The sequence below is a fragment of the Lentibacillus populi genome (assembly GCA_014642895.1).
Classification (GTDB): Bacteria; Bacillota; Bacilli; order Bacillales; family Amphibacillaceae; genus Lentibacillus_C; species Lentibacillus_C populi.
Window position 1 is genome coordinate 1 of record BMJD01000054.1, and the last position, 25168, is coordinate 25168.

The following is a 25168-nucleotide window of genomic DNA, read 5'->3' on the forward strand; positions in this document are numbered from 1 at the left end:
AACCTTTGTCATTATACCAGAGGGGGATTTTTTTATCATACGTAAAGGTACTTCCACTTTTGTTCTCCCACGCATAGCGTGGGGCTTAATCTGGAGTTATTCCGTCCTCCACCAGCTGTATTAAATCCACATTTATCCGCGATTGCTTCTAACAGTGTGGATTTACCTGTACCATTTTCACCAACAAAAAATGTCACGTTGTTTTGTGTCAAATCTAGCTGATAAAGGTTTTTGATGGAAGGAATAGAAAAAGGATATTCATTAAAAGATGGAATAAGTTCATGCTGAAGTTCAACCCTCTTTAAAAACATGTTATCACCTGCGATTTCCTTTTTTATTTTAAAAGCATTGATTTCCCGTAATACCTGCGATCGGTGTTATCTCCACTTTACCATAAATCGCGATTTTTTTATTAAAGGTTTAGACGCTCGTCCATCAATCAAAGACCCTATTTCCTGATCATGATCTATATTTTACGCGACAGGGATACTACCCCTACTCTTCCCCCGTCCTGTTTTCAAAAATACCATACAAAAATAAGTGTGTTATTTCCTTGTGACGTTCCACATCCATGTTCTCTCTTATTTCCGGGTTTCCTACCCCTAAATTTCACACATTAGTCTTTAAATACTCTCTTTCATTTCGACATAAAAAACACCCCTTCAGATGATCATATGCGAAGGGGTCAAACTGAACTGCTTTATTTTAATTCTGTCCTAAAATCGGAATGGGATTACATGTTTTTTGGAGCTTTTAAAAATTAAATTAATACTTTACCCTTCCTGCTTATCATTTACTTTAAGAATATTGATTGCTTCCTTTGCTGCCTGCGCAATAAGCTTGTCATCATAATCAGCATCCTTTTTATCGCGACTAGAAAGTACAGCAAGGACAATAGGATCTCCTTTTGGCGGCCAAATGATAGCAATGTCATTTCGCGTTCCATATGATGCCGATCCAGACTTATCGCCAACTTCCCAGCCCTTTGGTACTCCCGCACGAATTAATGTATCTCCAGTGGTGCTTCTCTTTAGCCAATCTGTTAAAATCGAGCGTTTCTCTGCTGGGAGTGCGTCCCCGATCGTAAAAGCCTGAAGACTGGCAGCAAGCGCTTTTGGTGTGCTAGTATCCCGGGTTTCGCCAGGCTCTACTTCGTTTAACTCTGGCTCAAATCGCTCCGGATTAGTAACATTATCACCAATCTCCCTAAGTGATTGTTCAAGTCCACTTGGGCCGCCAAGTTGCTCAAGTATCAGATTCTCCGCAGTATTGTCAGAATATCGGAGAGCAGCATCGCACAGCTCTTTAAGCGTCATTCCCGTATCAACATGCTTCTCGGTAATTGGATTATAATTGACAAGATCATCATGGGTGTACGTAATTCTTTGGTTAAGATCCGCTATTGATTTTTGTCGTAACAGTGCTCCAACAGCTAAAGCTTTATGCGTAGATGCATATGCAAAACGCTCATCTGATCGATATGTTACGGTTTGATTTGTGCCAGTGTCCAGGGCAAAGACGCCAAGTCTAGCATCAAATTTATCCTCGAGTTTAGCAAAAACATCTGTATTTACGGTTTCTTGATTTTTTTCTCCAAGTTGAGCAGGGTCGGTGTTATCCTCTGAACAACCCGTAAGCATGACACCCGAGAGAAGGAATACAGGTACGGCTTTTTTTAATCTAACCTTACTAAAAATCGCGTTCCATAAACTCATTTAAAATCCAACCTCTTTCTAAAAATTTTACTATATCTACTGATCACTAACTTTTGATAGTTAGTTCCTTCATCCTTTCCACAATGGTGTATGGATTTGCATAACTTATCTTAGCTGCTCTTATCCCATAACTCTTATATAATGAAATAGCTACTGTAATGATTTAAAAACGTCCCTTGCTTTCGGAACGACGTAACCGCTGCCACCAAGCTCTTTCACATCTTCGATCATCATTGCCAGCAGTAATTCATTATCTTCTGTGTCGAAGCCGATAAACCAGCCATTTTCCGTACCTTTTTTGTCATCTTTATTTTTTTTGATTTCGGCTGTACCAGACTTGCCTGCAATAGTCATGCCGGGAATATAAGCACCATGAGCCGTACCATTCGGATCCTCAACAACCTGGATTAAATCTCCCTTGATTAATTCAGCGGTTTTCGGTTCAATTAGATTTTCCTTCCAAACAGTTCGTTCTCCTTCATCTTTCAACAGATAAGGCGATAACAGATCACCTTCGTTCACAAAAGGCGTGTAAGCTAATGCAAGATGAAGGGCGCTCATCATGACTTCTCCCTGGCCATAGGCAGAGTCAGCAAGCTGTGCTTCACTATTTATCCCGTCATTTGAAAGTTTGGAAGGCTCAATAGAAAATGGAATGGGAAGTTCTTCTTCAAAGCCGAATGCTTTTGCTTCGGTTAAAAAGGTGTCTTTCCCCATTTCAAGTGCTTCTTGAGCAAAATAAATGTTGTCCGAATAAACAAACGCATCACGTAAATTGACGGAAGTTTTGTCATGGACGCGTGTAACATAGTAATCACCCCATGACTTATCTTTTGTCCAGCGGAGCCCCTCAATATGTCTGACTTTCTCCGGGTCCGTTACGCCTGACTTTAATCCTACAGCTGCTGTAATCGTCTTAAACACCGAACCCGGCGCATAACGATTGGTAAAACGATTTAAAAAAGGTTCTTCGGGATTGTCGCTCCATTCCTTCCATTGTTCGTCGGAAAGCCCTCTAATGAAAGCATTTGGGTCATATGATGGCGAACTGATTAACGACAAAACCGCTCCTGTTTTTGGATCTATAGCTGCAGCAGTCCCAGCGTCTCCTTTCAATTGATCATATATTTCCTGCTGAAGATTGGCATCAATCGTTAACTGAATGTCTTCTCCTGAAACAGGATCGGCTTTTGCCAACGTTTCCTTAAAGCTTCCATCTGATTTCTTAATATAAATATGACCCCCGTTTTTCCCTCTTAACTTTTCCTCAAAAATCTTCTCCAGTCCCGTTTTTCCAATGATGTCCCCTGCGGCATATCCTTTCTCTTGCAATTCGGCAAGCTGTTCTGCAGTGACTTCACGTACATAACCCGTTAAGTGGGCTGTCGAAGCTCCAAAAGGATAAGTGCGAACAATTTTTCCTTGAGCTGCCACCCCGGGAATTTCAAAATAAGGTTGAAGATTTTCTTCGTCTGGTGGCAATGTTGCAAGCGGAACAAATGAATTAGGTTTTACCCATGAAGCATTTAACTTTTGGTTTATTTCATCAGTTGTTATTCCCAATAAATCAGATAACTTTTCTTTAGAATCTGCAGTTTCATCGCCAAGTTTTTCTGGTACGATTCCAATCACGTTAGCTTTAGCATTAATCGCAAGCCCGCTTCCGTTTCTGTCGCTGATTTCTCCCCTCGCTGCCTCTAATGTTTCTACTGCCACTTTTTCCCCTTTTTCCAGAGAAGGAAAAATGAGCGCTGGTTTCCATTCCACGAACCAGTTCCGGTCAGATTCATTTTTTTCCTTAACTAAAGTCGCGTGATAGGTAAATTCAATAGGGCCAGCCACCGTTTCCATTTTCACATGGTATTTGAAGGTAACAGAATCGCCTTTCGTTTCCTCTTCGTTTTTGCTGTCAACTATTCCATCTATCTGTAAGTTTTTAGCCTCAATTCCTTTGTAGATATCGTTATAACGCTCCACAAATTCCTTTTTCCTGATTTCCTTTTTAGATTGCTGAGACAGATTCTGATACATTTTTTCAAAATTCATGTCCTCCCAATTGGCAAGATATGCTTTCAAAGCATCCTCCGGTTTTTCTTTATCTGAGCAACCTGCTATAACGACAAGAAACACAACCATGATGATGCCTATCCAAAATCGTTTCAACCCTTCCAACCCCTTTACAAACGTTCTAAATACTATATGTAACATCCAATACGCACTACTTACATTTGTAAGCGAAACATTTCCTAATGTTCACTCGATTCTCTGCAATAGGTGGGCACATGATCTACAGCAATTATTTGTTTTGCACAAAATCTTGGTTTTTTAAAGCGTTGGACTACACGTGTAATATAATACTACATTTGTAATCTAATTATGTCAACTTTTATTAAACTTAGGAGGATCACCAACCCCTGCTGGTGCTAGTTTAAAAGCTTCGTAACCCCGTCGTAAGTCTTGAAACAGCTTCAAATTTGAAACTATAAAAACAATAAAAACTTGATTCATACCATTCCTATATACTTGTTCACAAATAACAAATAGACTGGTAAACTAATAAGGTGAAACGCGTAATTTTTATGTTAAGTTTGAGAATACCTTATTTTTTTATAGAAAATTCATAAATCTTTTAAACAGGACGGGAAAGGTCTGGAAATGGAGACGAACGCCATGTTTTTTACCCACTTTGTCATAAGTTTTATCGTGTCTTCTTTTACTGTTGCGATCATTATGCTGTTTCGGAAACTGTTCAAAAAGCAATTATCCGCGAAATGGCAATATAATCTCTGGTTTCTTTTGCTGATTGCATTGACACTTCCTTTTATACCAAATCATTTGTTTGATTTTGGAAACTACTTTTCATGGGATAGTCTTCAAAACAATGTATCAGGTGATGATGCTATTGCCTCTGCTGGGGATCATGCGTCAAAAGGCAAAAATTGGATGCAGGACTTTGCGATATCAGTAAATCGTTTCGACCTGACCTTCCTGAGCGAAATTTTGGCCGGTATATGGATGATAGGGATATTGGTTATGATTGCTTTGTCAATCCATGCTTGGTTAAAATTAAAGCGAATTAAAAGCACTACATCCAGCTTAAAAAATAAAGAAATCCTAGCTTTATTCGAACAATGCAAGCGAAGTTTAAATATATCGAGACATTTGATTATCGGGGAATCACCACTTATCAAATCTCCATTGACTTTTGGTATTTTTAAGACCTATGTTGTCCTGCCAAGTCATTTTGAGGAATGGCTGTCTATGGAGGATATCAAATACATCTTTTTACATGAACTGAATCATTATAAATATAAAGATATTGCCACGAATTACCTGATCGTCTTTTATCAAATTTTATACTGGTTTAACCCTTTTGTTTGGGTTGCTTTCAGGGAAATGAGATTGGATCGCGAAATAGCTTGTGATATTGCTGTCTTAAATTCTTTGAATAAGCATTCTTACGCGAAGTATGGGAATACGATTATTAATTTTGTTGATAGATCCTCCCGACTGAGGTATTTCCCATTGGCAAATCAGCTAAACGGTTCCAAGGAACAAATCAAAAGACGTATTGAACGTATTGCCTCCTTTACTTCTGAAACAAAGCGGTTGAAACTGAAAAGCATTGCCATCTTTATGCTTTCGGGGGTATTTGTTGCAAGTCAGATTCCAATCGTTTCTGTATTTGCTTATGAGGATAATTATTACGACTTTGCGGGAGAACAAACAGTTTACGAGGATCTAAGCAACTATTTTGCCGGATATGAGGGAAGCTTTGTTTTATATGATTTGCAAGCTGATCAATATAGTATCTATAATGAAAATAAAAGCACATTAAGGGTTTCTCCGAATTCTACTTACAAGATCTATAGTGCATTGTTTGCATTAGAGTCAAATGTTATAACAAGGGAAAGTTCCACAATTAAGTGGAACGGTGAACAGTATCCTTATGACGCTTGGAATAGGAATCAAAATTTATCTACAGCAATGAAAAATTCCGTGAACTGGTATTTTCAAGAAGTGGATAAAAGGGTCCATCGGGATACCATTCAAGCTTATCTGAAACAAATAGACTATGGTAATTACGATCTTTCAGGTGGAATAACCCAATATTGGATCGAGTCTTCGTTGAAGATTTCTCCAATTGAACAGGTTCAACTACTAAAGGCTTTTTATACAAACAAATTTGGATTTAAGGACAAGAATATCCAAACCGTTAAAGAGATCATCAAATTAGAGGAAAAAGATGGTGCACAGCTGTCCGGAAAAACTGGCACAGGGAGTGTCAATGGTAAAAACATTAACGGCTGGTTCATTGGATATGTCGAGACCAAAAAAGATACCTATTTCTTTGCAACCAATATACAAAATGAAAATAATTCCTATGGAAGTAAGGCAGCGGAGATAACGAAATCTATTTTGCGGGATAAAGGTATTTATTAAGGAATTAATAAAAAAATCGGTAAGGCAGGAGGAGTGTTAGCGTGTCAGATAAAGTACCAAGTATTTCAGAAGCAGAATGGGAAGTCATGAATGTACTTTGGAAAAAGGCTCCGCAAACGGCTAACGAAGTTATTTCCTCCCTGCAGGAGCAAACGGACTGGAAGCCGAAAACAGTACGAACACTTTTGGACCGCCTTGCCCAAAAAAAAGTAGTCGGTGTAAATAAAGACCAGAAAGTCTATACTTTTTATCCGCTTTATTCTCAGGATGACTGCCAGCACGCGGAGGCACAGTCCTTTATTAAGCGAATTTATGGTGGGACGTTAAAGTCAATGCTAGTTCAGTTCATTCAGGAGGATTCTTTATCAGAAGAGGATATTAAAGAATTACGTTCCATTTTGGATGAAAAGCCTAAAGAAAAGAAAAGCAAATAAAGTTAGTAAAGGCTATTAAAGACGTGCTTATCCTAGCACGTCTTTTCAATTGAAGTTAATAAGCTGCGTAAACGAGAGAGTCAAGATTTATTTTCAATATTTTTCAGCTAATATTTAATGTTAAAATAAGTAGCAGGCTTATCTCAATCTTCCTCCTAACCATAACATGAAACAAATTGGGAGAGATTCTCTTGACGATTTGAAAACATTCCTGTTATTCTAAGTCCATTATTAACTGCATACCATTCCAGGTCAGGCTCCTGTGCTGAAGATCTGCTGTTTTTGAAAATAACTATAAAAATTGCAATCGGCTGTTAAAACAAGTATCTTCAAATGGTATCACACTAGATTCCATCCCGCAGTTGGAGGGGTTTTTTTGAATGTTATCGTCAACATATTAAAAAAAATGACTTACAAACAAATTATTTTCTACACCATATTAGTACTTTGTTTTGTCGCCTCTGTTGTTTTTGTTAATCATAATTATTCATTCTATGATCGTCCAATCGCCAAAGTAATCGAAACGAAGCTGGTAGATACAGCGGAAGTAACAGATGAACATCATAATAAAGATAAGTTATTCACGCAGCGGATAACGGCTGAACTGAAAAATGGAGAAGAAAAAGGACAACTTATCCATTTAACGAATAAGTATTCATCGTCCGGAGCTTATGATCAAGAATATCATGTTGGGAATGAATTGTTTGTTTCGATTGACAAGAATACAGAAGAAAGTACCGAATTAACTGGAAGCATAAAAGACGTTAAACGTGATAAATACGTACTAATTATTGGATGGATTTTTATCTTTACGTTACTTATCGTTGGGAAAAAGCAAGGGCTGTTTTCTATCATTAGTTTAGCAGTTAATGCCGCTTTGTTATTCTATGCATTGGATGTTTATGTGAATACGGAAAGCACGCGTTTATTATGGATATGCGGTATCAGTGCTATTTTATTTACTATCATTTCTTTGTTACTCGTTAGCGGTTTTAATGAAAAAACATATGCAGCAATTGTTGCAACACTAATAGGAACTTTTCTTTCGCTGTTCATTACCTATCTTGTGATGGGCTTGACTTCCGAAAATGGCCTGCGATATGAAGAGATGCAATTTCTGACCCGTCCTTATCGGATGGTGTTTATGGCAGGGTTATTACTTGGATCTTTAGGAGGCGTAATGGATGTAGCCATTACCATGTCCTCTTCTATCTTTGGGTTGTATGAAAAGAATAACAACATATCGGTAAAAGCACTTAAAACTTCTGGAATGGATATTGGGAAAGATATTATGGGAACCATCACAAATATTTTGTTTTTTGTCTATATAAGTGGTTCGATTCCAATGCTTATTTTGTATTTGAATAATGCTTCTTCATTGACATTTACCCTTTCCATGAACCTGTCATTGGAATTGGCACGAGCTTTGGCAGGTGGTATTGGGATCGTGTTAACTATTCCGATAGGTCTATATACTTCTATTTTTTTTGTTAATCGAAAGAGGGCAAGATAATGAATGTATTAGTATGGTTGGCAGCTATTTTATTCATACTGATGGTGCTTATTGGCGGAAAAAAAGGAGTACGGTCTTTTGTTGCTTTATTCTTAAATTTTGGTGTGCTCCTTCTTACCATCATTATTATGACAGTGCCAAATGTTAACCCAATCATCTTAACATTAATTGCATGTACGTTGATTAGTTGTATTAATCTATTTTATATTAACGAAGTGAACCGTAAAACAAAAACAGCTTTTATTTCTACGATGATCACCATTGTTATTTTACTCTTTTTTATTGTCATCGTAACAGAAAAATCGATGTTTCAGGGATTTGGCGAAGAGGAAATAGAGGAAATTAGCGTGTTTTCCCTTTATATTGGGGTAGATTTTACTAAAATTGGAGCCTCGATGATTATTATGAGTGCAATAGGTTCCATTGTGGATGTCGCCATTTCTATTGCTTCTTCGATGAGTGAAATACGTAATCATAATCCATTCATTAGCAGGAAAGATTTATTTACATCTGGATTAGGTATTGGGAGAGATATCTTGGGAACAGATACGAATACGTTATTTTTTGCCTTCTTTGGAAGCTATCTAGGATTGCTTATCTGGTTTAAAGATTTATCCTATTCTTTTGGAGAAATCGTAAATTCAAAAGTATTTAGTGCTGAAATGATAAATATACTCTGTGCTGGAATTGGTGTTGCTATAATTATTCCGATTACCGCCTGGATTACTGCCTATTTTTTAGTAAAAACAAGAGATAAATAATGAGTTATTTAAACTAACTTTGACAAGAAAGCGTTCTATATTGACTAAATAGTTGAATAAGAGTTGGGATGATTAATATAACTATTCCTTAAATTTCATGCTCCGGAGACAGCCATCCTCCCTCTCATGGGCTTATCTTCTCCTTCTCTTAGTTTAATTTGGATTATGAAATAACCTTAATGGGTATGATATGTATATCTGTCAGGCCATGAATTATCTAAGGTTACTAAATGGGTACTTGGATACAAAAAGTGCCTGCTTAACATAAGTGACCTTGCTATATTATACTTGGTATGAATTAATATACAAGAAGGAATTGAAATGAACCATACTTATCCGCGTGATAGGCATTGTGGGTACAAAGATTTGAGATTGCCGCCCACCAGGGACACATCCGCATAATTTGGTACTTGGGAATCGAGTTTGGATTCGGAATACTCATTAATCAGTTTCCTCCATTCAGTGTACACAAAATTCAACTTCGTTACGGCAGGGTTCCAATTTTCCTCGCTGATAATATCTGTGGATACTAGATTGCCATTGAGGCAATCTAGTTTTATAGTGAGTTATTTACTATTATAAATAGTGGAACGGGTTAATTTTTTAACTTGTAGGTACCATCTTGATATACCTTATATAAGCCTACGGTTCCAGTACCTCCCTTTTTTTGCATTGATTTAGAGGTTAGCTTTATCGTGTAGTATGATCCTGTTTTGTCTGTCTCTAGATCTCCACCCATATCACTAAATACGATATCTTCATTGTTATCCATTTTTAGTTGATGTTTTAAGTATTTTGCAGCAGCAGTTCCACTGGAAAGATGTGTCTTATTAGTACCGGTGGTTAAGTTCACGTGATTCACAGTTTGATCAAAACCATCTATAACCGGGTTGTCACCAATTACAAAATGAAGTTCGTAATTACCTGTTTTATAAACGTAATCCGTTTCATCTGTACCTGGAACTTTAAGAATTTTATCAGCAAGGCCCAACTGTTCTCCTAATAGGTCAGGTGTAATACCTCCGAGATTTGTTTGCCGTTCTACACCTGTACCGAAATTCCGTATTTCTGATATAGTGTTGTCTTTGTTATAAGCAAATCCGTATCCGGGTTGCCCCATTTCCCAGCCATACAAATCAAATTGATTGTCAACTTTCTCAGGATCGCCTAACTTGTGGTGAACATCCTTTTTGGTACTGTTATTAATTTTAAGCCCTTGAACATTTCCCGGCATTTCACCCTTATCGGCTGCATTGTAGATATCATGCAAAGTATTAATTGCACTTTGATTTGTAGTATGGGAGGTAGCTGCCTCCGTCGATGCTGCATGTACAACGGTTTCTGATAACGTTCCCATGCCTAATATAGAACCCGTCAGTAATGAAGCTGTAATCACCTTTGTCAATGGTTTTTTTAAAAGCATTTTCATCTTTCCCTTTGGTATATTTATAAGAATCGTTATAGTTTTACGATATTTATTTAACTTTACTGGGTGTATCGCTACCATTTCTTTCCCTTACAATTTTGTAAGACGGAGCGTTTCCTTAAATCATCCTCTACTCAACCACTTACAAAAAATCAGACGGTGTTTCTATGCCTTGCAGAAAGCCTGTCAGTGATTGGATTAATTCCATTAACTGGACAGATGGCACCAAAATTATTGGCAGGATACTGAAAATGCTGAAATGATCATCTATTTTGGGAATCCTTACCATCCCCATCAATTGTCCGGGGTTTTTGATAGTCATCACGTTTTTTCTCTTCATTGGTGATCACTTCATTATCCTTATAATAAACACGTAAATAGGCGTCCCATTCTAATTGATTTGATATGATAGTCGCTCGTGAATGTGAGTTTTTACTTTTGCTATCTTCATTAAAACCTTTCAGTTCTATTCGTATCTAGGAGATTCTTTCGTAGTCCGTTCTAAAAATACAAGCTATTCAAAGAATTGCTGTTTGTTTCAATCAATCGTTTATTAATGAGTGAAAATAACTTACAAAAGATTGATTCGTTAATAACGCTCTACCTGGAACCTTTGAGGTCGTTGAGAATAGTGATCAGTGCAGTTCAATCCCTAACTTTTACACGCTTGATAAAAAATGCTAAAACTAACCCAATAGCTGCCACCACCATTGCAAAAATAAAAGCGTTTTGCACTCCTGCCGTAAGAGAAGCTGCTATATTTCCAGCATTTGCAGGGGCAGCGACATTAGCTAAATAACTTTGTTGTCCAACCGTCATCATTGTTGCAGCTGTAGCCGTTCCAAGGGCTCCTGCCACTTGCTGCATCGTATTAATGATCGCAGAACCATGAGGATAAAGATCTGCATCAAGCTGATTTAATCCATTCGTTTGTGCTGGCATCATAACCATTGAAGTACCAAGCATCAAGCACATATACAGTCCGATTATCACTTTAACAGACGTGCCTGATTCAATCGTGGAGAAAAACCAAAGTGCTACAAAGGCTATGATAAATCCGGGAATCACTAACCACTTCGGTCCAAATCGGTCAAATAACCGACCATTAATAGGTGCCATGATCCCATTCAAAATCCCGCCCGGAAGTAAAATAAGTCCTGCTATCAAGGCGGTGAAAGCCATACCATCTTGAAGGTAAATAGGCAAGAGTAAATTAGCCGTTAAGATAATAATCATATTAACTACCACCATTAGAGCGCCTAGCGCAAACATCGGTTGTTTAAAAGCCCTTAAATTGACAATGGGAGATTTAATCGAAAACTGCCTTGTAGAGAATAGAAATAGAGATAAAACACCTACAATTAAAGTCACAATGACAATTGATGTACTTTCTCCTTTCCCGACACCACTAAAACCATAAACCATTCCTCCAAAGCCAACTGTCGATAACAGAATAGACCATAGATCGATTTTTGGCTTTGTAACTGTAGAAACATTTTGCATGTAGAACACACTACACAACAGTGCAATAATGTAGAAGGGAATTGCTAACCAAAATAACCAATGATAACTGAGGGTATCAATCACCAGTCCAGAAATCGTTGGACCGAGTGCAAGTGACGTCATCATCACTAATCCTATTAAACCCATGGCTGTTCCCCTTTTTTTAGGAAGAACAATCACTAAAACAACGTTATACATTAATGGAAGGAGCAGTCCTGTACCAATAGCTTGAAGCATTCGACCCATCAATAATATCCCAAAAATTGGGGCAATTGCAGAGATTATGGTACCTAAGATTGAAAAGATAACAGAGGTGATAAATAGCTTCCTCGTTGAAAACCATTGAATTAGAAGTGCTGAGATGGGCACCAAAATGCCAATAGTTAATAGATAACCAGTCGTTAACCACTGAACTGTAGCCGCATTTATATAGAACACCCGCATTAAATCACTGAAAGCCATATTTAAGGCTGTTTCGAAAAATAAACCTATAAAACCCGCCATTAATAAAGAAATCATTATGGGAATTACATTAAATTGCTTTTCTTGTCTCTGTGTTGCTTCCATATACAACCTCCTAAAAAAGAATCTAATCTATGCGTTTCTTTTCTGCTGGTCGAAGTATTCATTCTGAAGAAGCCCCATATGAATAATGTCATACCATTCACCTTCTCTAAATAGGCTTTGCCTACTGTTTCCCTCCTGTTTAAAACCCATTTTCGTGTACAAATGAATAGCTCTATCATTAAATGAAAATACCTTAAGGGAGACCCGGTGTAGATTCATTTCATAAAAGACATAGTTCAGCAGTAATTTCAATCCTTCAGAACCATAGCCTTTCCCCCAATACTCTTTTTCTCCAATATCAATAATGCATTCAGCATTTCTGTTTTTATAATCAATATTAATTAATGATATAATGCCAATTGGTCTTTTATCCCCCTTTTCGATCATGATATAGCTTTTGGCAAATGGAGATCCCAAGATAACTTTATCCACAAATTCTCTGGTTTCTTCTATTAGATATACATCTAAAGACGGGTTGGTAGAATGCATAACCTCCATATCATTTCTCCATGTATGGTAAAGGTCTGCATCTTCTATTGTCATTTTTCTTAATTTAACCCTTGATGATTCAAATAACATAATGTTCACTCCTTATTTTTCATGTACTGGATTAATCATCTTTTCTAAAGAAAAAAGCAGCACGAATAATTGATCCTTTACTTTTGTTTTTTCATGCCCCAATTGAAACGTGTCCAACATTAAGCCATTTATGAATGAAATGAGATATCGAGCAATAGATGCAGCGGACAGTTGAATCTTAAATTCTCCTCTACGAACACCCTCATTAATTACTTTTTCAATAGCTCCGGCTGTCTGATTGTAACGTTCAGAAATGTAAGGAAAATTATCTTTATTCTTCACATACTGAGATGATAGAAAGAATTCAGCCTTTGCATACAGTAATGTTTGATCAATCGCTTCAATATGAAACTGCTGATCTTCAATCCAACGCTTTATACGGGGCCACAGAGGGCTTGCATCAGGTGATACAAAAAACTGAATATCTTGTTGATCATCAAATTTCAGGACTTCTATAAAAACATGGTCGATATTATCGAAGTAGCCGTAAAATGCACCTCTAGAAATCCTCGCCTCATCCATAATATCTTGCATCGATGTATGGATATACCCTTTTCGGATAAACACTTTCTTGGCTGCCTTTATCAATTCTCTTTTTTTACTTTTTTTATATTCCTCACTAACTTTAGGGGCCATTAAATATCATCTCCTTTAAGATAAACAACACATAAACTATACACATGTGTCGGTTTGTTAATTAAATTATAACCGACACATGTGTATAGTTTCAACCTTAAATTATAGAAAATTAAACCAAACTCACATATTTATTAAATCTTGTTAGGCCATACAAAAAGTGGTCGAACATTAAAATTTCTTTGGGGCAATCAAGCTAAAGAGGAGGACCTGTCCTAAACTTCAGCTCAATAATACGCAGAGAAGGCAAAACAATTTGCTCCGCTACGCTACCTAACAAAAAGGATTATAAAATCGATCCCCATCATGAAATGTAATGTAAAGGGAGACAACCAGAATAGCCAAACCAATAAAAAGCGTAAGGTAGTCCGCGTGCCTGAAAGCCTTCGTACTATACCAGGTTCGTTTTTTCTTCTTGCCAAATCCCCTTAACTCCATAGCATTGCTAATTGTTTCAATCCGCTCGAGGCTGGAGAATATTAACGGCATAATAATTGCGGCGGCATTTTTCACCCGCTTAACAAGCTTTTCATTTCTAGACAGGTCAATCCCTCGTGCTTGCTGGGATTGGGCAATCATCCGAAAGTCACGTTGGATATCAGGAATATAACGAAGGGCCAATGAGACGGAATAGGCGATTTTATAATTTACGCCCATCCGGTTCAAAGAGGCGGCAAATTCGCTTGGATGTGTCGTAACAATAAACAAAAGAGCTGCAGGAATAACAACAAAATATTTCAACGTAATATTAAACTGATAAAATAGCTGTTCTATTGTCACATTGTATCGTCCGGCAATGTCAAACAGCACATGACTAGTACCGTAAATATTCACCCCCTCTTGTGGTGAAAAAATATAAATCGCAATATTATTTAAGAGTAAAAAAATCAAGATAAAAATAAGTACAAAAGCGATATCACGGAGTTTGACCTTTGACACGATAAAGATGGCGATGCTTGCTGCAAACAAAAAGAGCAAAACTCTAGTGTCGTACGTCAGCATGGCTGCAGTAGACCACATCATAAAGATTACTAGTTTTGTAACACCGGAAAGCCGATGAACAGGAGATTCGCGTTCAATATACGAGAGCATTTCTACTGCCACGTCTTGCGCACCTCCCTGTCGTGCGTGATAAAACGGGTAACAAATTGCGCTGGCTGTTCGATACCTATGCGTTTTGCCAAGCCGAACAAGGACGTTTCCTTTAAATTTGCACTTTGAATAACCGTTTGGTCGGTTAATACTTCAACAGCCGATTTGTCGGCAATTATTTTCCCATCCGCAATTACAATCGCCCTTGGTGTATATTCCAGCATTAAATGCATATCATGTGTAATTAGTAGGATCGTAACACCCTGCCTGTTCAATTCAAGCAAAAAATCCATGATTTCCGTATAGTGTCGGAGATCCTGTCCAGCAGTAGGCTCATCGAGAATCAGTATATCCGGATTAAGTGCAAGCACCGAAGCAATCGTAACCCGTTTTTTCTGGCCAAAGCTCAAAGCGGAAATCGGCCAGTTCCTATATGGGTATAAGCCGCAGATTCGTAGGGTAGTGTCAACCCGGGACTTTATTTCCTCCTGTTTGAATCCTCGTTTGACTAGTCCTAATGCCACTTCATCGTAAATCATATGTTTAGAGATCATATGATTGGGATTTTGCATTACCATACCGATTCGCTCAGCCCGCTGTCTGATACTATCGCCCGTAATATCTTTGCCATGTAAACGAATGGTGCCGCAATGGACTTTTTCAAAACCGCAAATTAATTTGGATAATGTTGATTTTCCAGCACCGTTTTTACCGACAATACTAATCATTTCCCCTTTGCTCACGAGAAAAGACAGCTGATCAATGGTATTTTTCCCTTTTTCATACCGAAATGAAATTTGATCCAGTTCAAGTACCACCGCGTCTTTTTTTGTATCATCTTCGGGTTGCTTCACAGCCTCAAACCATTGCACTAAGTGTTTTCTCCATGAGTCTATCTGAAGTGTATTTAGATGTGCCGGTTGCATCGCTGGTGTTACCTTGCAGCCAGCATATTTCATTGCTTTAATATATAACGGCTCCCTGATATGGGCCGATTCAAGGACTGGAGAGGCTAATAAATCGTCTGGTGTCGAATCACTGACAATCTGGCCTTCATCCATGACAATCACACGGTCAACCGTTCCATGTAAAACATCCTCTAAGCGGTGCTCGATAATGAGGACGGTCGTATTGGTTTCCTTTTTGATTTGATCAATTAAAGAAATCGCATGTTTTCCTGTTGCTGGATCCAAGTTTGCCAAAGGTTCATCAAAAAGCAAAATATCCACATGATCAACCATAACCCCCGCCAAGGAAACTTTTTGCTTTTGACCACCGGATAGTTCGTGTAGCGAGGCATCCAGTTTACTTTCCATATCGACTAGACGTGACACATCCATCACTTGCTTTGTCATATCAGGCTGCAAAACACCATCGTTTTCAAGGGCAAAAGCAATATCCTCGCCAACGGAAAGACCGATAAACTGGCCATCCGGATCCTGCAGAACGGTACCGACCACTTTGGAAACGGTGAAAATATCAAGTTCCTTTGTCTCTTGCTCTTTTATTCGTAGACTACCTTCCAACTCTCCTTTATACGAGAAAGGCACCAGCCCGTTAATGCAATGAGCTAGTGTACTTTTTCCAGAGCCGGACGGTCCAACGATTAAAATTTTTTCCCCTTCGTAAACACTCAAATTAATATTTTTAAGTGTTGGCTCAACTTGACTTCGGTATTTAAATGTAAACTGGTTAAATTGAATAATCGGCTTTTTCATACTATCTCCCTGATAATGTTGTATATTTCTTGTGTCGAACAAGCAACAAATCTATTGAATCCATAGCAGGCATGAAGTCACCATGATTTTCCATGACATCCTCTTAGTCCAGCTTATCATTCTTTTGCCAAACTATCACTCTGACTACGTGTTTTTGCATAGTAGACATAGAGAATGGTTCCAATAACCCCAACAGTAACGATATTTGACAGACCTGCAACGATTCCTTGTAAGTAAACCTTATTGGCTGGTTCAGCATAAATCGCTACGTCCAAAATTGGTGCAAGCAAGAACCAGCCAACTGCTTGCACAGCTGCTTGAACAATATTGAATGTAACTATTTGTCTGGAACCGGCAATTCCTGATTCAACATTCAGCCTTTTTGCAAATAATCCGATAAAAAGGCCCACAAACGCCGATACGATTACCCAACTCCACCAAATCGCTCCGTAAAAAACAGCATCCTTTAACGCGTGCCCAATCAAGCCTATTAACCCTCCGGCAATTGGTCCAAATATCGTAGCCATAAGCGCCAAAAATGCGTACGATGTTTCAATGGTTGTATTTGGAATTCCGGTTGGGATCGAAGCAAATCTCCCCAAAATGACAAATACTGCTGCTCCAATTCCAATTGCTACAATTGTTTTAATGGATAAACTATTTTTTTCCATCCTTCTCGGTTCCCCTTTTTTATTATATTTTACTATTTTATAACACCGTGTCAGTTGCTGATCAAACGCGAAATTTTGCGGATCGTTATTTTCCAATTAGCACCTGTTTCGATATGATATGCTTTGGCAAATGAGCCTTGATTGATAGCAACTCCTAGGTTATCCAATGAATTTACGTATAACAATGGTTCTCCCAAATGACTATCTGCAAAGGAACGTCCATATGTCATGATATTTTTATAAACCTGATGGGTGTTATTTTCAATCGTCACTTCTAGTGAATCGCCGTATTCCACCCCTGATTCAATAAATAACTCCCGTCCAATATTCGTCCAAAGATTGCCGAAGCGAATATCCAGGATGTCAATATTCCCGAAAACCACTTCACCTTCCAGATATGCTTTCGGTCTGGTCAGTTCAATAATATTATCGACACCAACTTTTGGCCCTACCTCTTCAAAAGAGATTACATTGGCAGCTAGTCGAGCTCCTGTATATGCGTACACATCGCGGCCATGAAACGTGTAAGACTCTCCAGAGTTTGGCAATCGGTTCACGTTTTCATCAATGATTCTAGCCTCAACAATACCGATATCCTGTTTTATATGAGTAAGTGTTCCATTATCAGGTGTAACGATATATTGGTTAGCAGCTGTTCTTACGACAATGCTGAGGCGTGATGTTCCGACACCCGGATCCACAACAGAAACAAATACAGTACCCTCCGGCCAATAATTGACTGTTTGATATAGCCGGTAGGAACCCTCCCATATATTGTACTGCGGAATGTCATGAGTTAGATCAAATATACGGATTTCGGGGTCCACGGTATTGGCAACACCATACATCGCACTTACTGCACCATCACTAATACCAAAATCTGTTTGCAAAACTAAATTACGTTTCATTTGAACAACCTCCTGATGATTTTTATTGCCAGCATACTCTAGCTGGCCAAGCTATTTGTGATTATAAAATTCCCTACCATCGTAAAAGAGAATTAAAAAACCACGCCCCTACCGAATAACGGTAAGGACGTGGTTGAATATACGTGGTACCACCTTACTTCACTGTCTGCTCACGCAAACAGCCTCTACAAGTACGCAAATACAAGGGACTTTTTATACTGTGGTATGGGTAACGAGTACCAAATCTCGTCGGAACCTACTAGTGTCCATGTGACATGTTCAGCACCGCAACTCCGAGGCCATTGTTCAGACACGCATTTTTTGCTTCTTTTCAGCTGCCGAAGCTCTCTGTGTAAAAATTCTGTATCCTACTTTCCTCTTCAACGTCTTTTCACGTGCAGGTATTCTTTTATAATTTAGATACATTATACGGAAGGCTTTACAGGAATGCAAGAAAAATTTTAAATACAGGCTGATAAACATGATAAAAATCCATATCTTTTCTTTTTTAATCTGAAACGTTAGCAGATATGAATCACCCTGCTTTCTTTTATATAATCAATCCAACTTAAACCGTCCAACCAATCCATTTAATTCTTCAGCCAATTTAGCTAGATATTCTGAACTTCCGGCAACATCCTCCATTGACCCGCTAGCTTGTTGAGCAGATGCTGCTGTTTGGTCTACACCTGCTGCAGCTTCCTCTGAATCTGCTGAACTTACTATTCCTTTAAAGCCATCCAAAATCTCACGTTCAAGTGGCTTTAATCTCTATTGAGGCTGCTTCACTTATCAATAGTAATGCCTGCTTCTCGTACTTAAAAGCATTACATATTTATGACTGCTTGACTAATAATAGTGATAAGTATGGACGAGGGAGCTTGTTTAAATGAAGCGTTATGCTAACATCAAAAAGCTACTAAAAAATATGAAGGAAAGGCAAAAAGAAGGCAACTCTAATGATAAGTGGCAGCCGTTCTCAACAAATATTAACGAAAACGAAAAAACATTAAGACAGCAGTTAGGTACAAGTCAAGATGTTATGTTTACTAAATTCACAATTAAATTACAAAACGGTGACAGGCTTAGTGCCATGTTAGTTGCAATTGATGGGTTAGTTAAAGAAGATGCAAAACGTGACAATGTACTGAAACCACTAATCGAAAATCCGCTGCAAGAAAAACTCAATAAAGATTTAAAACAGATTCAGGAAAGACTTTCGACAAAAAAAGCCACTTTGGAAGACAATCTTTCAAAAGCGGTTTTTCAAATCTTAAAGGCAAAAGCATTACTAATCGTTGATGGTTTTAATAATGGGTTACTAATTACTATCGAAGGATTTGAAACTCGAGCTATCGAAGAACCCGATACAGAACAGGCAGTGCGAGGAGCAAGGGAAGGTTTTATCGAATCAACGGGAGTAAATGTTTCCTTGCTTCGCCGTAGAGTTGCTCACCCTTCTTTGCGATTCGAAACAATAGAAATCGGCAAGTTTAGTCAAACGGGTGTTACGATAGCTTATATAAAGGACATCGTTGACCTTGACCTTGTACAACGAGTCAAGCATCGGCTTGATAAGATAAAGGTGGATTCAATTAGCAGTTCAGGAGATGTTGAACAATTGATTGAAGATCACCCATATTCAATCCTTCCGACAATTGGCAATACGGAACGGCCTGATAAGGCAGCAGCTTTATTAATGGAAGGAAGAGTCTTGCTTTTAATTGATGGAAACCCATTCTGTTTATATGTTCCACATTTGTTTCTCGAAAGTTTCCAGAACATTGAGGACTATAATTCTCGTCCTTATTATAGCTCATTCATTCGTTTACTGCGCTTTTTAGCTTTTTTTATCAGCATCTCTTTTCCTGCTTTATATATTTCTGTCCTTAATTTTAATAAATCGTTAATTCCCTCAGATATGATTGTTCCACTTATTCAAGCAAGAGAAACGGTTCCGTTTCCACTTGCGATGGAAGTCATTATGATGATCTTAATGTTTGAAGTTGTTCGTGAGGCTGGAGTTAGACTGCCCAAACAACTCGGATCTGCTTTAAGCATCGTTGGTGCCTTAATTTTGGGAGATGTATCCGTATCGGCTGGACTTGTCGGAGCCCCGACAATTGTTATAGTTTCCATATCTTATATAGCCGCCTTCGTCATTACGCCAATCGCGGATGTCACTGCATTAATACGTATTGGTTTGTTCATTGCCAGTAGCGTGTTCGGATCATATGGATTGTGTATGGCTATGTTGGGTCTGTTAACCCATATGGTGTCATTAACATCACTTGGGGTTCCTTATATGACACCCTTTTCACCAAGCCACTTTCAAGATTGGAAGGACGGTATTATCCGTTTTCCAACGAAGTTGCTGAAACAGCGACCAAAAAGTATACCAAATAAACGCACAACAAGAATGAAGTCATTACCAAAAACAGGTGATAAACAATGATACGAACGATCTTCATCATGATTTGCAGCCTCTTTTTATTAACAGGTTGCTGGAACAACCAAGAGCTTGATAAAACAGCCCTCGTCCACGGAGTTGGTCTGGATAAGTCAGACGAACAATTAAAAATAAGCGTTGAAATCATTAAACCAACAAGTAATCAAGAAGGAGGTCAAGGTGGGGGTAAAGGTAGTGGACAACATATCATACTAGAAAAAAACGCTGATACATTTCTTGAGGGAGCTCGTGAATTGATTCGGTATGCAAAACGGCGCCTTCAATTCGGACATGCCCGTGCATGGATAATTAGTGAAAGGTTAGCAAAAGGGAATTTTTTTCAAGTGCTCGACAGTGTTAGTCGTGACCAAATGTTTCGCTTAAACAGTCACCCATTTGTAACGCAAGAAGATCCAAGCGACATTTTGAGCACACCGACCCTGTATGAGAATCTTACCTCTCTTGAGCTTGTGACTGCTTTAGAGCAAACGCAATTTATTGCCGAATATGCACCATTAACACTTCGTGAATTTTATAAGTTAACCGAAGGACCTATTCCTAATGCCTACATACCAATGATTTCAATTAAAAAGGCAGGTGAACAAACCATCACCTCAATTGACGGAACAGCAGTCATCAAAAACAATCAAATGGTGGGCAAGCTTAACACTGAAGAAACGATGGGGCTGAATTGGCTCTTAAATCATGTCGAGGGTGGAAGCACTACTGTTTCCCTTGATGAAAACGAGAAAGTTTCTTTAGAAATTACGAAAGCAAAAACAAAAACGAAACCGATTTTAAATGGAAGGCAGTTAAACGTGGGTATCCAAACAAAGATTGAAGGTACACTTTCAGATAATATGACGACAAAAATAAGTAACGAAGCTTTCTTTAAAGAAATTGAAAAAAAGGTCTCTCATCACGTTCAAAATGAAATTCATACCACCTTAAAAAAATTACAAAAAGAATTAGAAACAGATATTACTGAAATTGGCTTAGAAACACATCGAACATATCCAGAACAGTGGCAAACTATTCATTCGGAATGGAATGATATCTTTGCTAATGCAAAGATATCTATCGATGTCGATGCCAACATTACCCATGAAGGGCTGATTAACGAAAGTGATCCTCGTGAACATCGAAAACCATACAACAACCCCTATCCATTTTCAAAATGAATTTCTATAAAGGAGTAAAAAATATGTTAACAAAATGGGAGACGCTATTTTTATTAATCATGACACTTCCTGTTATGGGACATGTCCTTATTCTCCCGATAATGCTCGATGTAGCTGGAAGAGATGCTTGGATTTCCGTTCTTCTCTCACTTCCAGCTGCATTTGCATTTGCATATGCTATTTATCGACTGAGATTGAACCATCCGGACATTACTATTTCCGAGATGTTTTCCCTTCTTTTAGGTAAATGGTTTGGAAGAATCATTGTCGTGCTTTTTATTCTCTATTTTTTATTTTTAACGGTGCTCTCGTTTTCCGCCTTAGTTGATGTTGTTTTTATTGATTTTTTGCCTGAGACGCCTCGAATGGCCATTCTCATCTGGTTTTTAATCTTTTTCTTCTATGCAGCCACAAAGGGCATTAAACGAATTGCACTAACCGCAGGTGTGTTAGCCTTAATTAGTTTGATCACAGGTCATACTGTTACGTTGATGGATACTCCAAAAAAAGAATGGAGTGAACTCCAGCCTTTGTTAGAATTTGGTTGGAGTCCAGCTTTATGGGGTACTCTAATTCTTATAAGCATTTGGATTGAATTGTTGTTGTTATTATGTGTACCAATCAAAAATATTCACGAAAAACGATTGTTTTTATTATGGATCATCGGGATATTGTTAAATGCACTGATGATGACTTCGACAATAACCGGTGTCGTTACGATTTTTGGACTGGGACAAGCTGATAATTTTACGTATCCGGCAACGGAAATTGTACGAATTATTAACTTAGGGTTTATTGATCGTTTTGATATTTATGGCATGATTTTAATGACATTCGGTACGTATATCCGCTGTAGTCTTTATTTTCGGATTGCCTACAATATGAGCGTATCGGCAAATTCCTCGAAATGGGTGAAACGAATACTGTTTTCTCTTTTCGTTGTTCTTATTTTTTTCGGTACCCTTTATCTTTCAAAAGAACATTTTCGTATTACTGAAGCAATTAACATATATACATACATGATTGTCCTGTTTCCAATTCCCTTTTTATTGTTATTCATCTCGCAAATAGTGAAAAAAAAGGAAAAACAAAAATGACTTGAAAGTTAATCATAGAAGGGGGGATTCGTTCCTCAGCTTCGCTAATCATTTCCTAGCTTTGCTGCTCATTAGAGTAATTTAGGTGTGAAAAAGGTCTCATATTCACATTACCTTTTTACAATCCTGATAAGCGCGGATATCCTCCAACTTGACAGAGATAAAATCAAGCACCTGCTGAAGATGACTTTACATTGAAAACTGTAAAGTCATCATCCATTGTGACTAGTTAAGATAACCGCGTCGTTGGCGATATCCTAAGCCTTACTTACTATCCAAACTGATTTTAAATACATCTCCAACATTGCCACCAAAAACAATCAACCCATCTGCTGGTAGTACTACTGAATTTTTATCGCTTGCCCTTGAGAAATTTACAATTGTTCCCTCTTTGTCGTAAACAGCAAATCCTCCACTTTTTGGGGCATCAACCGTCATTTTTTGATTGGCTGATTGTTCATCAATTTTATACCACCTGGCATGGCCATCAGGTTTTATTGTAGAAGTCGACATCTTCTTTCCTGAGATTGGTTTTATCGCATCTTCGCTAATATAGGAGAATCCATCAATTTCTAAATACTCTTCTTGTTGCAATTTGTAAAAATTTAAATCAAACACATCTCTTCCGGCCATAATTGGTATTTCGACAGCGTTTACTGCTTTATTCTCATCAATAATTTTAGTGCCGTTTGCATATCCATGATCAAGATCAACCGATATATTTCTTGTTATAACCGATGGATCTAGATAGAAAATGGAAGTGATCTTCTCATCCAAAGCATAGTACTTTTTCCCGTTTCTATTTTCCCATACCTGTTTAATTTGATCATTTAAAGGATTGACATCCAGCTTTTGATATTCATAGGTTACCATATTCATCTGGCCAATTCCCGGAAAATCCAAATATGCATTGAGCTTTAAATATGTTTTGCCATTTGTTTGTTTGTCGAAGCTTACTACCGCACTGCCATCGCTGTTTTTAAATTTTCCATTGCCGGTATACACATATTTTTGTGCTGGTATAAGCCCTTCAAGTTCAGGTAATTTAATTGCGCCATTATTCATATCAATATTTATTGTTGAATCCACTGTGCCGTATAATCCAGAATAAGAGAGTAAATCGGAGGGCATTTCCACCTGTTTAGAAGGCTCAAATGTTTTTTTAGGTAGAATATCTTTAATAATACCTTTCTCCTTCAAGTATTCTAATAACACATTAGATGCAAATATCGTATCGTAAATTGAGCTGCCACCGGATGAGAGCACCGCTATAGAGATATTATATTCTGGTATTGCAATCAAATCGGCATGATACATGATTGTATCTCCACCCTTGGATAATGCAGTTATCCCATAATCATTAAACGGTGCCAAGCTAACGGCATCCCAGCCAAGCCCATAATTAGTGTTGTTGGACTCGTCAGAAACCCACACTCCTTTTTTATACTCAGGATTTTGCATAGCTTTTGCTGATTTTTTAGATAGAATATCTGCTCGTTTTCCTGTTAATACTTCTGAGAACGTACTTAATTCTTCTGCAGTCGAATATAAACCTCCTGCTCCAATCACATTGGCATTCTCAACGGGTAAAGCCTTATCTATCGTAGGAAAATAAGTTTTTGCCAGCCTTTGTCTATCAAAATTGTCTAGCGGTGTCTTTGTAGAGCTTAAATTTAACGGATTGCTAATATAGGTTTCAAGGAATTTGGTATAGCTTAAACCACTTACTCGTTCAACCAATATTTCAAGCAGCTGGAACCCATCATTACAATACACGGAATACTCACCAGGTTTTGATTTTAATCTACTTGATTGTAATCTTACTAGTAATTCATCATGGTTTTTGGTATCATTATCATTGAATAGCATACTATTCCCGTAGTGAGTACCATAAAGTCCTGACGAGTGATTCATTAGCATACGTGGTGTAATTTCTTTATATCTTTCATCAGCCATTGTAAAGTCTTTGATATACGTTGTAAGTGGTTTATCCAGATCAACTTTATTAGCATCAACTAGCATCATCGTTGCAGCAGTTACATACAACTTGCTTACCGAGCCAATACCAAACATCGTTTCTTTGGTTACCGGTGTATTGGTAGCTTTATCATAGACACCAGCGCTATCAGACAAAGTAATGGAGCCGTTATCGTTGATTGCATACTGTATACCACTTACATCATACTTGGATACGAGCTCCGATGCCATACTGTGAGCCCTTTCCTTTATATTATCCTTCTTATCCGGGGCGTGGGTCATCGGTATTACAAAAAGCATAGAAACAATGACCACAGAAGCAATGACCACAGAAGCAATGACTACACAAGCAACGATCGCCGAAATTTTCCTTTTCATTATTAATTCCCTCTCGTCTATTATTATTAACTCAAGTTTCGGAGTAAAAAAATCCGTTCAAACCCATATCAAATCAGGGTTTACTATCAAAAACAAATCAAAAAAATACAAAAAACACCC

The 25168-nt window shown here is 38.0% G+C and carries 19 protein-coding genes, 2 pseudogenes and 1 other annotated feature; of the genes and pseudogenes, 7 read left to right on the top strand and 14 right to left on the bottom strand.

Annotation, left to right across the window (positions count from 1 at the left end; genetic code table 11):
- Positions 1 to 95: 95 nt before the first annotated feature.
- From IEX12_RS20395 to IEX12_RS20405, 3 genes and pseudogenes are all read right to left on the bottom strand, one after another.
- A pseudogene (locus IEX12_RS20395) lies at positions 96 to 311 on the bottom strand (AAA family ATPase); the annotation flags it as partial.
- A gap of 462 nt (positions 312 to 773) precedes the next feature.
- Positions 774 to 1715, bottom strand: coding sequence for a class A beta-lactamase (gene bla / locus IEX12_RS20400; protein WP_088051374.1), 942 nt, complete (start codon positions 1713 to 1715; stop codon positions 774 to 776).
- A 150-nt stretch (positions 1716 to 1865) separates the two neighbouring features.
- Positions 1866 to 3878, bottom strand: a complete 2013-nt coding sequence (locus tag IEX12_RS20405; RefSeq protein WP_286171323.1) for a penicillin-binding transpeptidase domain-containing protein — start codon at positions 3876 to 3878, stop codon at positions 1866 to 1868.
- Between the two features lie 507 nt (positions 3879 to 4385).
- On the opposite strand from IEX12_RS20405, the gene IEX12_RS20410 reads away from it, so the two are divergent.
- From IEX12_RS20410 to IEX12_RS20425, 4 genes are all read left to right on the top strand, one after another.
- The gene (locus IEX12_RS20410) at positions 4386 to 6158 is read left to right on the top strand and encodes a BlaR1 family beta-lactam sensor/signal transducer (RefSeq protein ID WP_188725808.1); all 1773 of its coding nucleotides are present in this window, start codon (positions 4386 to 4388) and stop codon (positions 6156 to 6158) included.
- Positions 6159 to 6199: 41 nt separating this feature from the next.
- Positions 6200 to 6592: a penicillinase repressor BlaI gene (gene blaI, locus IEX12_RS20415; RefSeq protein WP_088051377.1), complete on the top strand. Its 393-nt coding sequence runs from the start codon at positions 6200 to 6202 to the stop codon at positions 6590 to 6592.
- A 406-nt stretch (positions 6593 to 6998) separates the two neighbouring features.
- Positions 6999 to 8105 (top strand): YibE/F family protein, encoded by a 1107-nt coding sequence (locus tag IEX12_RS20420; protein ID WP_188725809.1) that lies wholly within the window; start codon positions 6999 to 7001, stop codon positions 8103 to 8105.
- Positions 8105 to 8866: a YibE/F family protein gene (locus tag IEX12_RS20425; RefSeq protein ID WP_188725798.1), complete on the top strand. Its 762-nt coding sequence runs from the start codon at positions 8105 to 8107 to the stop codon at positions 8864 to 8866. The genes IEX12_RS20420 and IEX12_RS20425 overlap by 1 nt, the downstream gene beginning before the upstream one ends.
- Positions 8867 to 9710: 844 nt before the next feature.
- Here IEX12_RS20425 and IEX12_RS20430 read toward each other — a convergent pair.
- The 10 genes and pseudogenes from IEX12_RS20430 to IEX12_RS20475 all read right to left on the bottom strand — a co-directional run.
- A pseudogene (locus IEX12_RS20430) lies at positions 9711 to 10289 on the bottom strand (YjgB family protein); the annotation flags it as partial.
- Between the two features lie 145 nt (positions 10290 to 10434).
- Positions 10435 to 10632 (bottom strand): hypothetical protein, encoded by a 198-nt coding sequence (locus tag IEX12_RS20435; RefSeq protein ID WP_188725800.1) that lies wholly within the window; start codon positions 10630 to 10632, stop codon positions 10435 to 10437.
- A 305-nt stretch (positions 10633 to 10937) separates the two neighbouring features.
- Positions 10938 to 12368: a DHA2 family efflux MFS transporter permease subunit gene (locus tag IEX12_RS20440; protein WP_188725801.1), complete on the bottom strand. Its 1431-nt coding sequence runs from the start codon at positions 12366 to 12368 to the stop codon at positions 10938 to 10940.
- A gap of 21 nt (positions 12369 to 12389) precedes the next feature.
- Positions 12390 to 12941: a GNAT family N-acetyltransferase gene (locus tag IEX12_RS20445; RefSeq protein WP_188725802.1), complete on the bottom strand. Its 552-nt coding sequence runs from the start codon at positions 12939 to 12941 to the stop codon at positions 12390 to 12392.
- 12 nt (positions 12942 to 12953) lie between these two features.
- Positions 12954 to 13577, bottom strand: coding sequence for a TetR/AcrR family transcriptional regulator (locus tag IEX12_RS20450; RefSeq protein WP_188725803.1), 624 nt, complete (start codon positions 13575 to 13577; stop codon positions 12954 to 12956).
- Positions 13578 to 13850: 273 nt separating this feature from the next.
- Complete coding sequence (locus IEX12_RS20455; protein WP_188725804.1) at positions 13851 to 14681, bottom strand: energy-coupling factor transporter transmembrane component T family protein; 831 nt, start codon at positions 14679 to 14681, stop codon at positions 13851 to 13853.
- Positions 14672 to 16387: an ABC transporter ATP-binding protein gene (locus IEX12_RS20460; RefSeq protein ID WP_088051382.1), complete on the bottom strand. Its 1716-nt coding sequence runs from the start codon at positions 16385 to 16387 to the stop codon at positions 14672 to 14674. Before IEX12_RS20460 ends, IEX12_RS20455 begins: the two co-directional genes overlap by 10 nt.
- Before the next feature lie 116 nt (positions 16388 to 16503).
- Positions 16504 to 17058 carry an ECF-type riboflavin transporter substrate-binding protein gene (locus IEX12_RS20465; protein ID WP_088051383.1) on the bottom strand — a complete coding sequence of 185 codons (555 nt, stop codon included), beginning with the start codon at positions 17056 to 17058 and terminating at the stop codon, positions 16504 to 16506.
- A gap of 50 nt (positions 17059 to 17108) precedes the next feature.
- The gene (locus IEX12_RS20470) at positions 17109 to 17966 is read right to left on the bottom strand and encodes an SAM hydrolase/SAM-dependent halogenase family protein (RefSeq protein ID WP_088051384.1); all 858 of its coding nucleotides are present in this window, start codon (positions 17964 to 17966) and stop codon (positions 17109 to 17111) included.
- Positions 17967 to 18086: 120 nt separating this feature from the next.
- Positions 18087 to 18359, bottom strand: a binding site (T-box leader).
- Positions 18360 to 18524: 165 nt separating this feature from the next.
- Complete coding sequence (locus tag IEX12_RS20475; protein ID WP_088051385.1) at positions 18525 to 18710, bottom strand: hypothetical protein; 186 nt, start codon at positions 18708 to 18710, stop codon at positions 18525 to 18527.
- A 145-nt stretch (positions 18711 to 18855) separates the two neighbouring features.
- On the opposite strand from IEX12_RS20475, the gene IEX12_RS20480 reads away from it, so the two are divergent.
- Genes IEX12_RS20480 through IEX12_RS20490 form a run of 3 tightly spaced genes read left to right on the top strand, consistent with a single transcriptional unit; the run spans position 18856 to position 22693 of the window.
- Complete coding sequence (locus IEX12_RS20480; protein ID WP_188725805.1) at positions 18856 to 20421, top strand: spore germination protein; 1566 nt, start codon at positions 18856 to 18858, stop codon at positions 20419 to 20421.
- Positions 20418 to 21596 (top strand): Ger(x)C family spore germination protein, encoded by a 1179-nt coding sequence (locus IEX12_RS20485; RefSeq protein WP_188725806.1) that lies wholly within the window; start codon positions 20418 to 20420, stop codon positions 21594 to 21596. Before IEX12_RS20480 ends, IEX12_RS20485 begins: the two co-directional genes overlap by 4 nt.
- 23 nt (positions 21597 to 21619) lie before the next feature.
- Complete coding sequence (locus tag IEX12_RS20490; RefSeq protein WP_159457794.1) at positions 21620 to 22693, top strand: GerAB/ArcD/ProY family transporter; 1074 nt, start codon at positions 21620 to 21622, stop codon at positions 22691 to 22693.
- Positions 22694 to 22957: 264 nt separating this feature from the next.
- Here the strand turns inward: IEX12_RS20490 and IEX12_RS20495 are convergent, their stop codons facing one another.
- Positions 22958 to 24970, bottom strand: a complete 2013-nt coding sequence (locus IEX12_RS20495; protein WP_371871389.1) for a serine hydrolase domain-containing protein — start codon at positions 24968 to 24970, stop codon at positions 22958 to 22960.
- Positions 24971 to 25168 lie beyond the last annotated feature (198 nt).

What these genes read in the sequence shown, in the direction of transcription:
- IEX12_RS20450 (WP_188725803.1), bottom strand. Translation starts at nt 13,577, where the DNA reads ATGGCCCCTAAAGTTAGTGAGGAATATAAAAAAAGTAAAAAAAGAGAA.
- IEX12_RS20495 (WP_371871389.1), bottom strand. Translation starts at nt 24,970, where the DNA reads ATGCTTTTTGTAATACCGATGACCCACGCCCCGGATAAGAAGGATAAT.
- IEX12_RS20425 (WP_188725798.1), top strand. Translation starts at nt 8,105, where the DNA reads ATGAATGTATTAGTATGGTTGGCAGCTATTTTATTCATACTGATGGTG.
- IEX12_RS20485 (WP_188725806.1), top strand. Translation starts at nt 20,418, where the DNA reads ATGATACGAACGATCTTCATCATGATTTGCAGCCTCTTTTTATTAACA.
- IEX12_RS20435 (WP_188725800.1), bottom strand. Translation starts at nt 10,632, where the DNA reads ATGAAGAGAAAAAACGTGATGACTATCAAAAACCCCGGACAATTGATG.
- IEX12_RS20465 (WP_088051383.1), bottom strand. Translation starts at nt 17,058, where the DNA reads ATGGAAAAAAATAGTTTATCCATTAAAACAATTGTAGCAATTGGAATT.
- IEX12_RS20445 (WP_188725802.1), bottom strand. Translation starts at nt 12,941, where the DNA reads ATGTTATTTGAATCATCAAGGGTTAAATTAAGAAAAATGACAATAGAA.
- IEX12_RS20420 (WP_188725809.1), top strand. Translation starts at nt 6,999, where the DNA reads ATGACTTACAAACAAATTATTTTCTACACCATATTAGTACTTTGTTTT.
- IEX12_RS20470 (WP_088051384.1), bottom strand. Translation starts at nt 17,966, where the DNA reads ATGAAACGTAATTTAGTTTTGCAAACAGATTTTGGTATTAGTGATGGT.
- IEX12_RS20480 (WP_188725805.1), top strand. Translation starts at nt 18,856, where the DNA reads ATGAAGCGTTATGCTAACATCAAAAAGCTACTAAAAAATATGAAGGAA.
- IEX12_RS20490 (WP_159457794.1), top strand. Translation starts at nt 21,620, where the DNA reads ATGTTAACAAAATGGGAGACGCTATTTTTATTAATCATGACACTTCCT.
- bla (WP_088051374.1), bottom strand. Translation starts at nt 1,715, where the DNA reads ATGAGTTTATGGAACGCGATTTTTAGTAAGGTTAGATTAAAAAAAGCC.
- IEX12_RS20460 (WP_088051382.1), bottom strand. Translation starts at nt 16,387, where the DNA reads ATGAAAAAGCCGATTATTCAATTTAACCAGTTTACATTTAAATACCGA.
- IEX12_RS20410 (WP_188725808.1), top strand. Translation starts at nt 4,386, where the DNA reads ATGTTTTTTACCCACTTTGTCATAAGTTTTATCGTGTCTTCTTTTACT.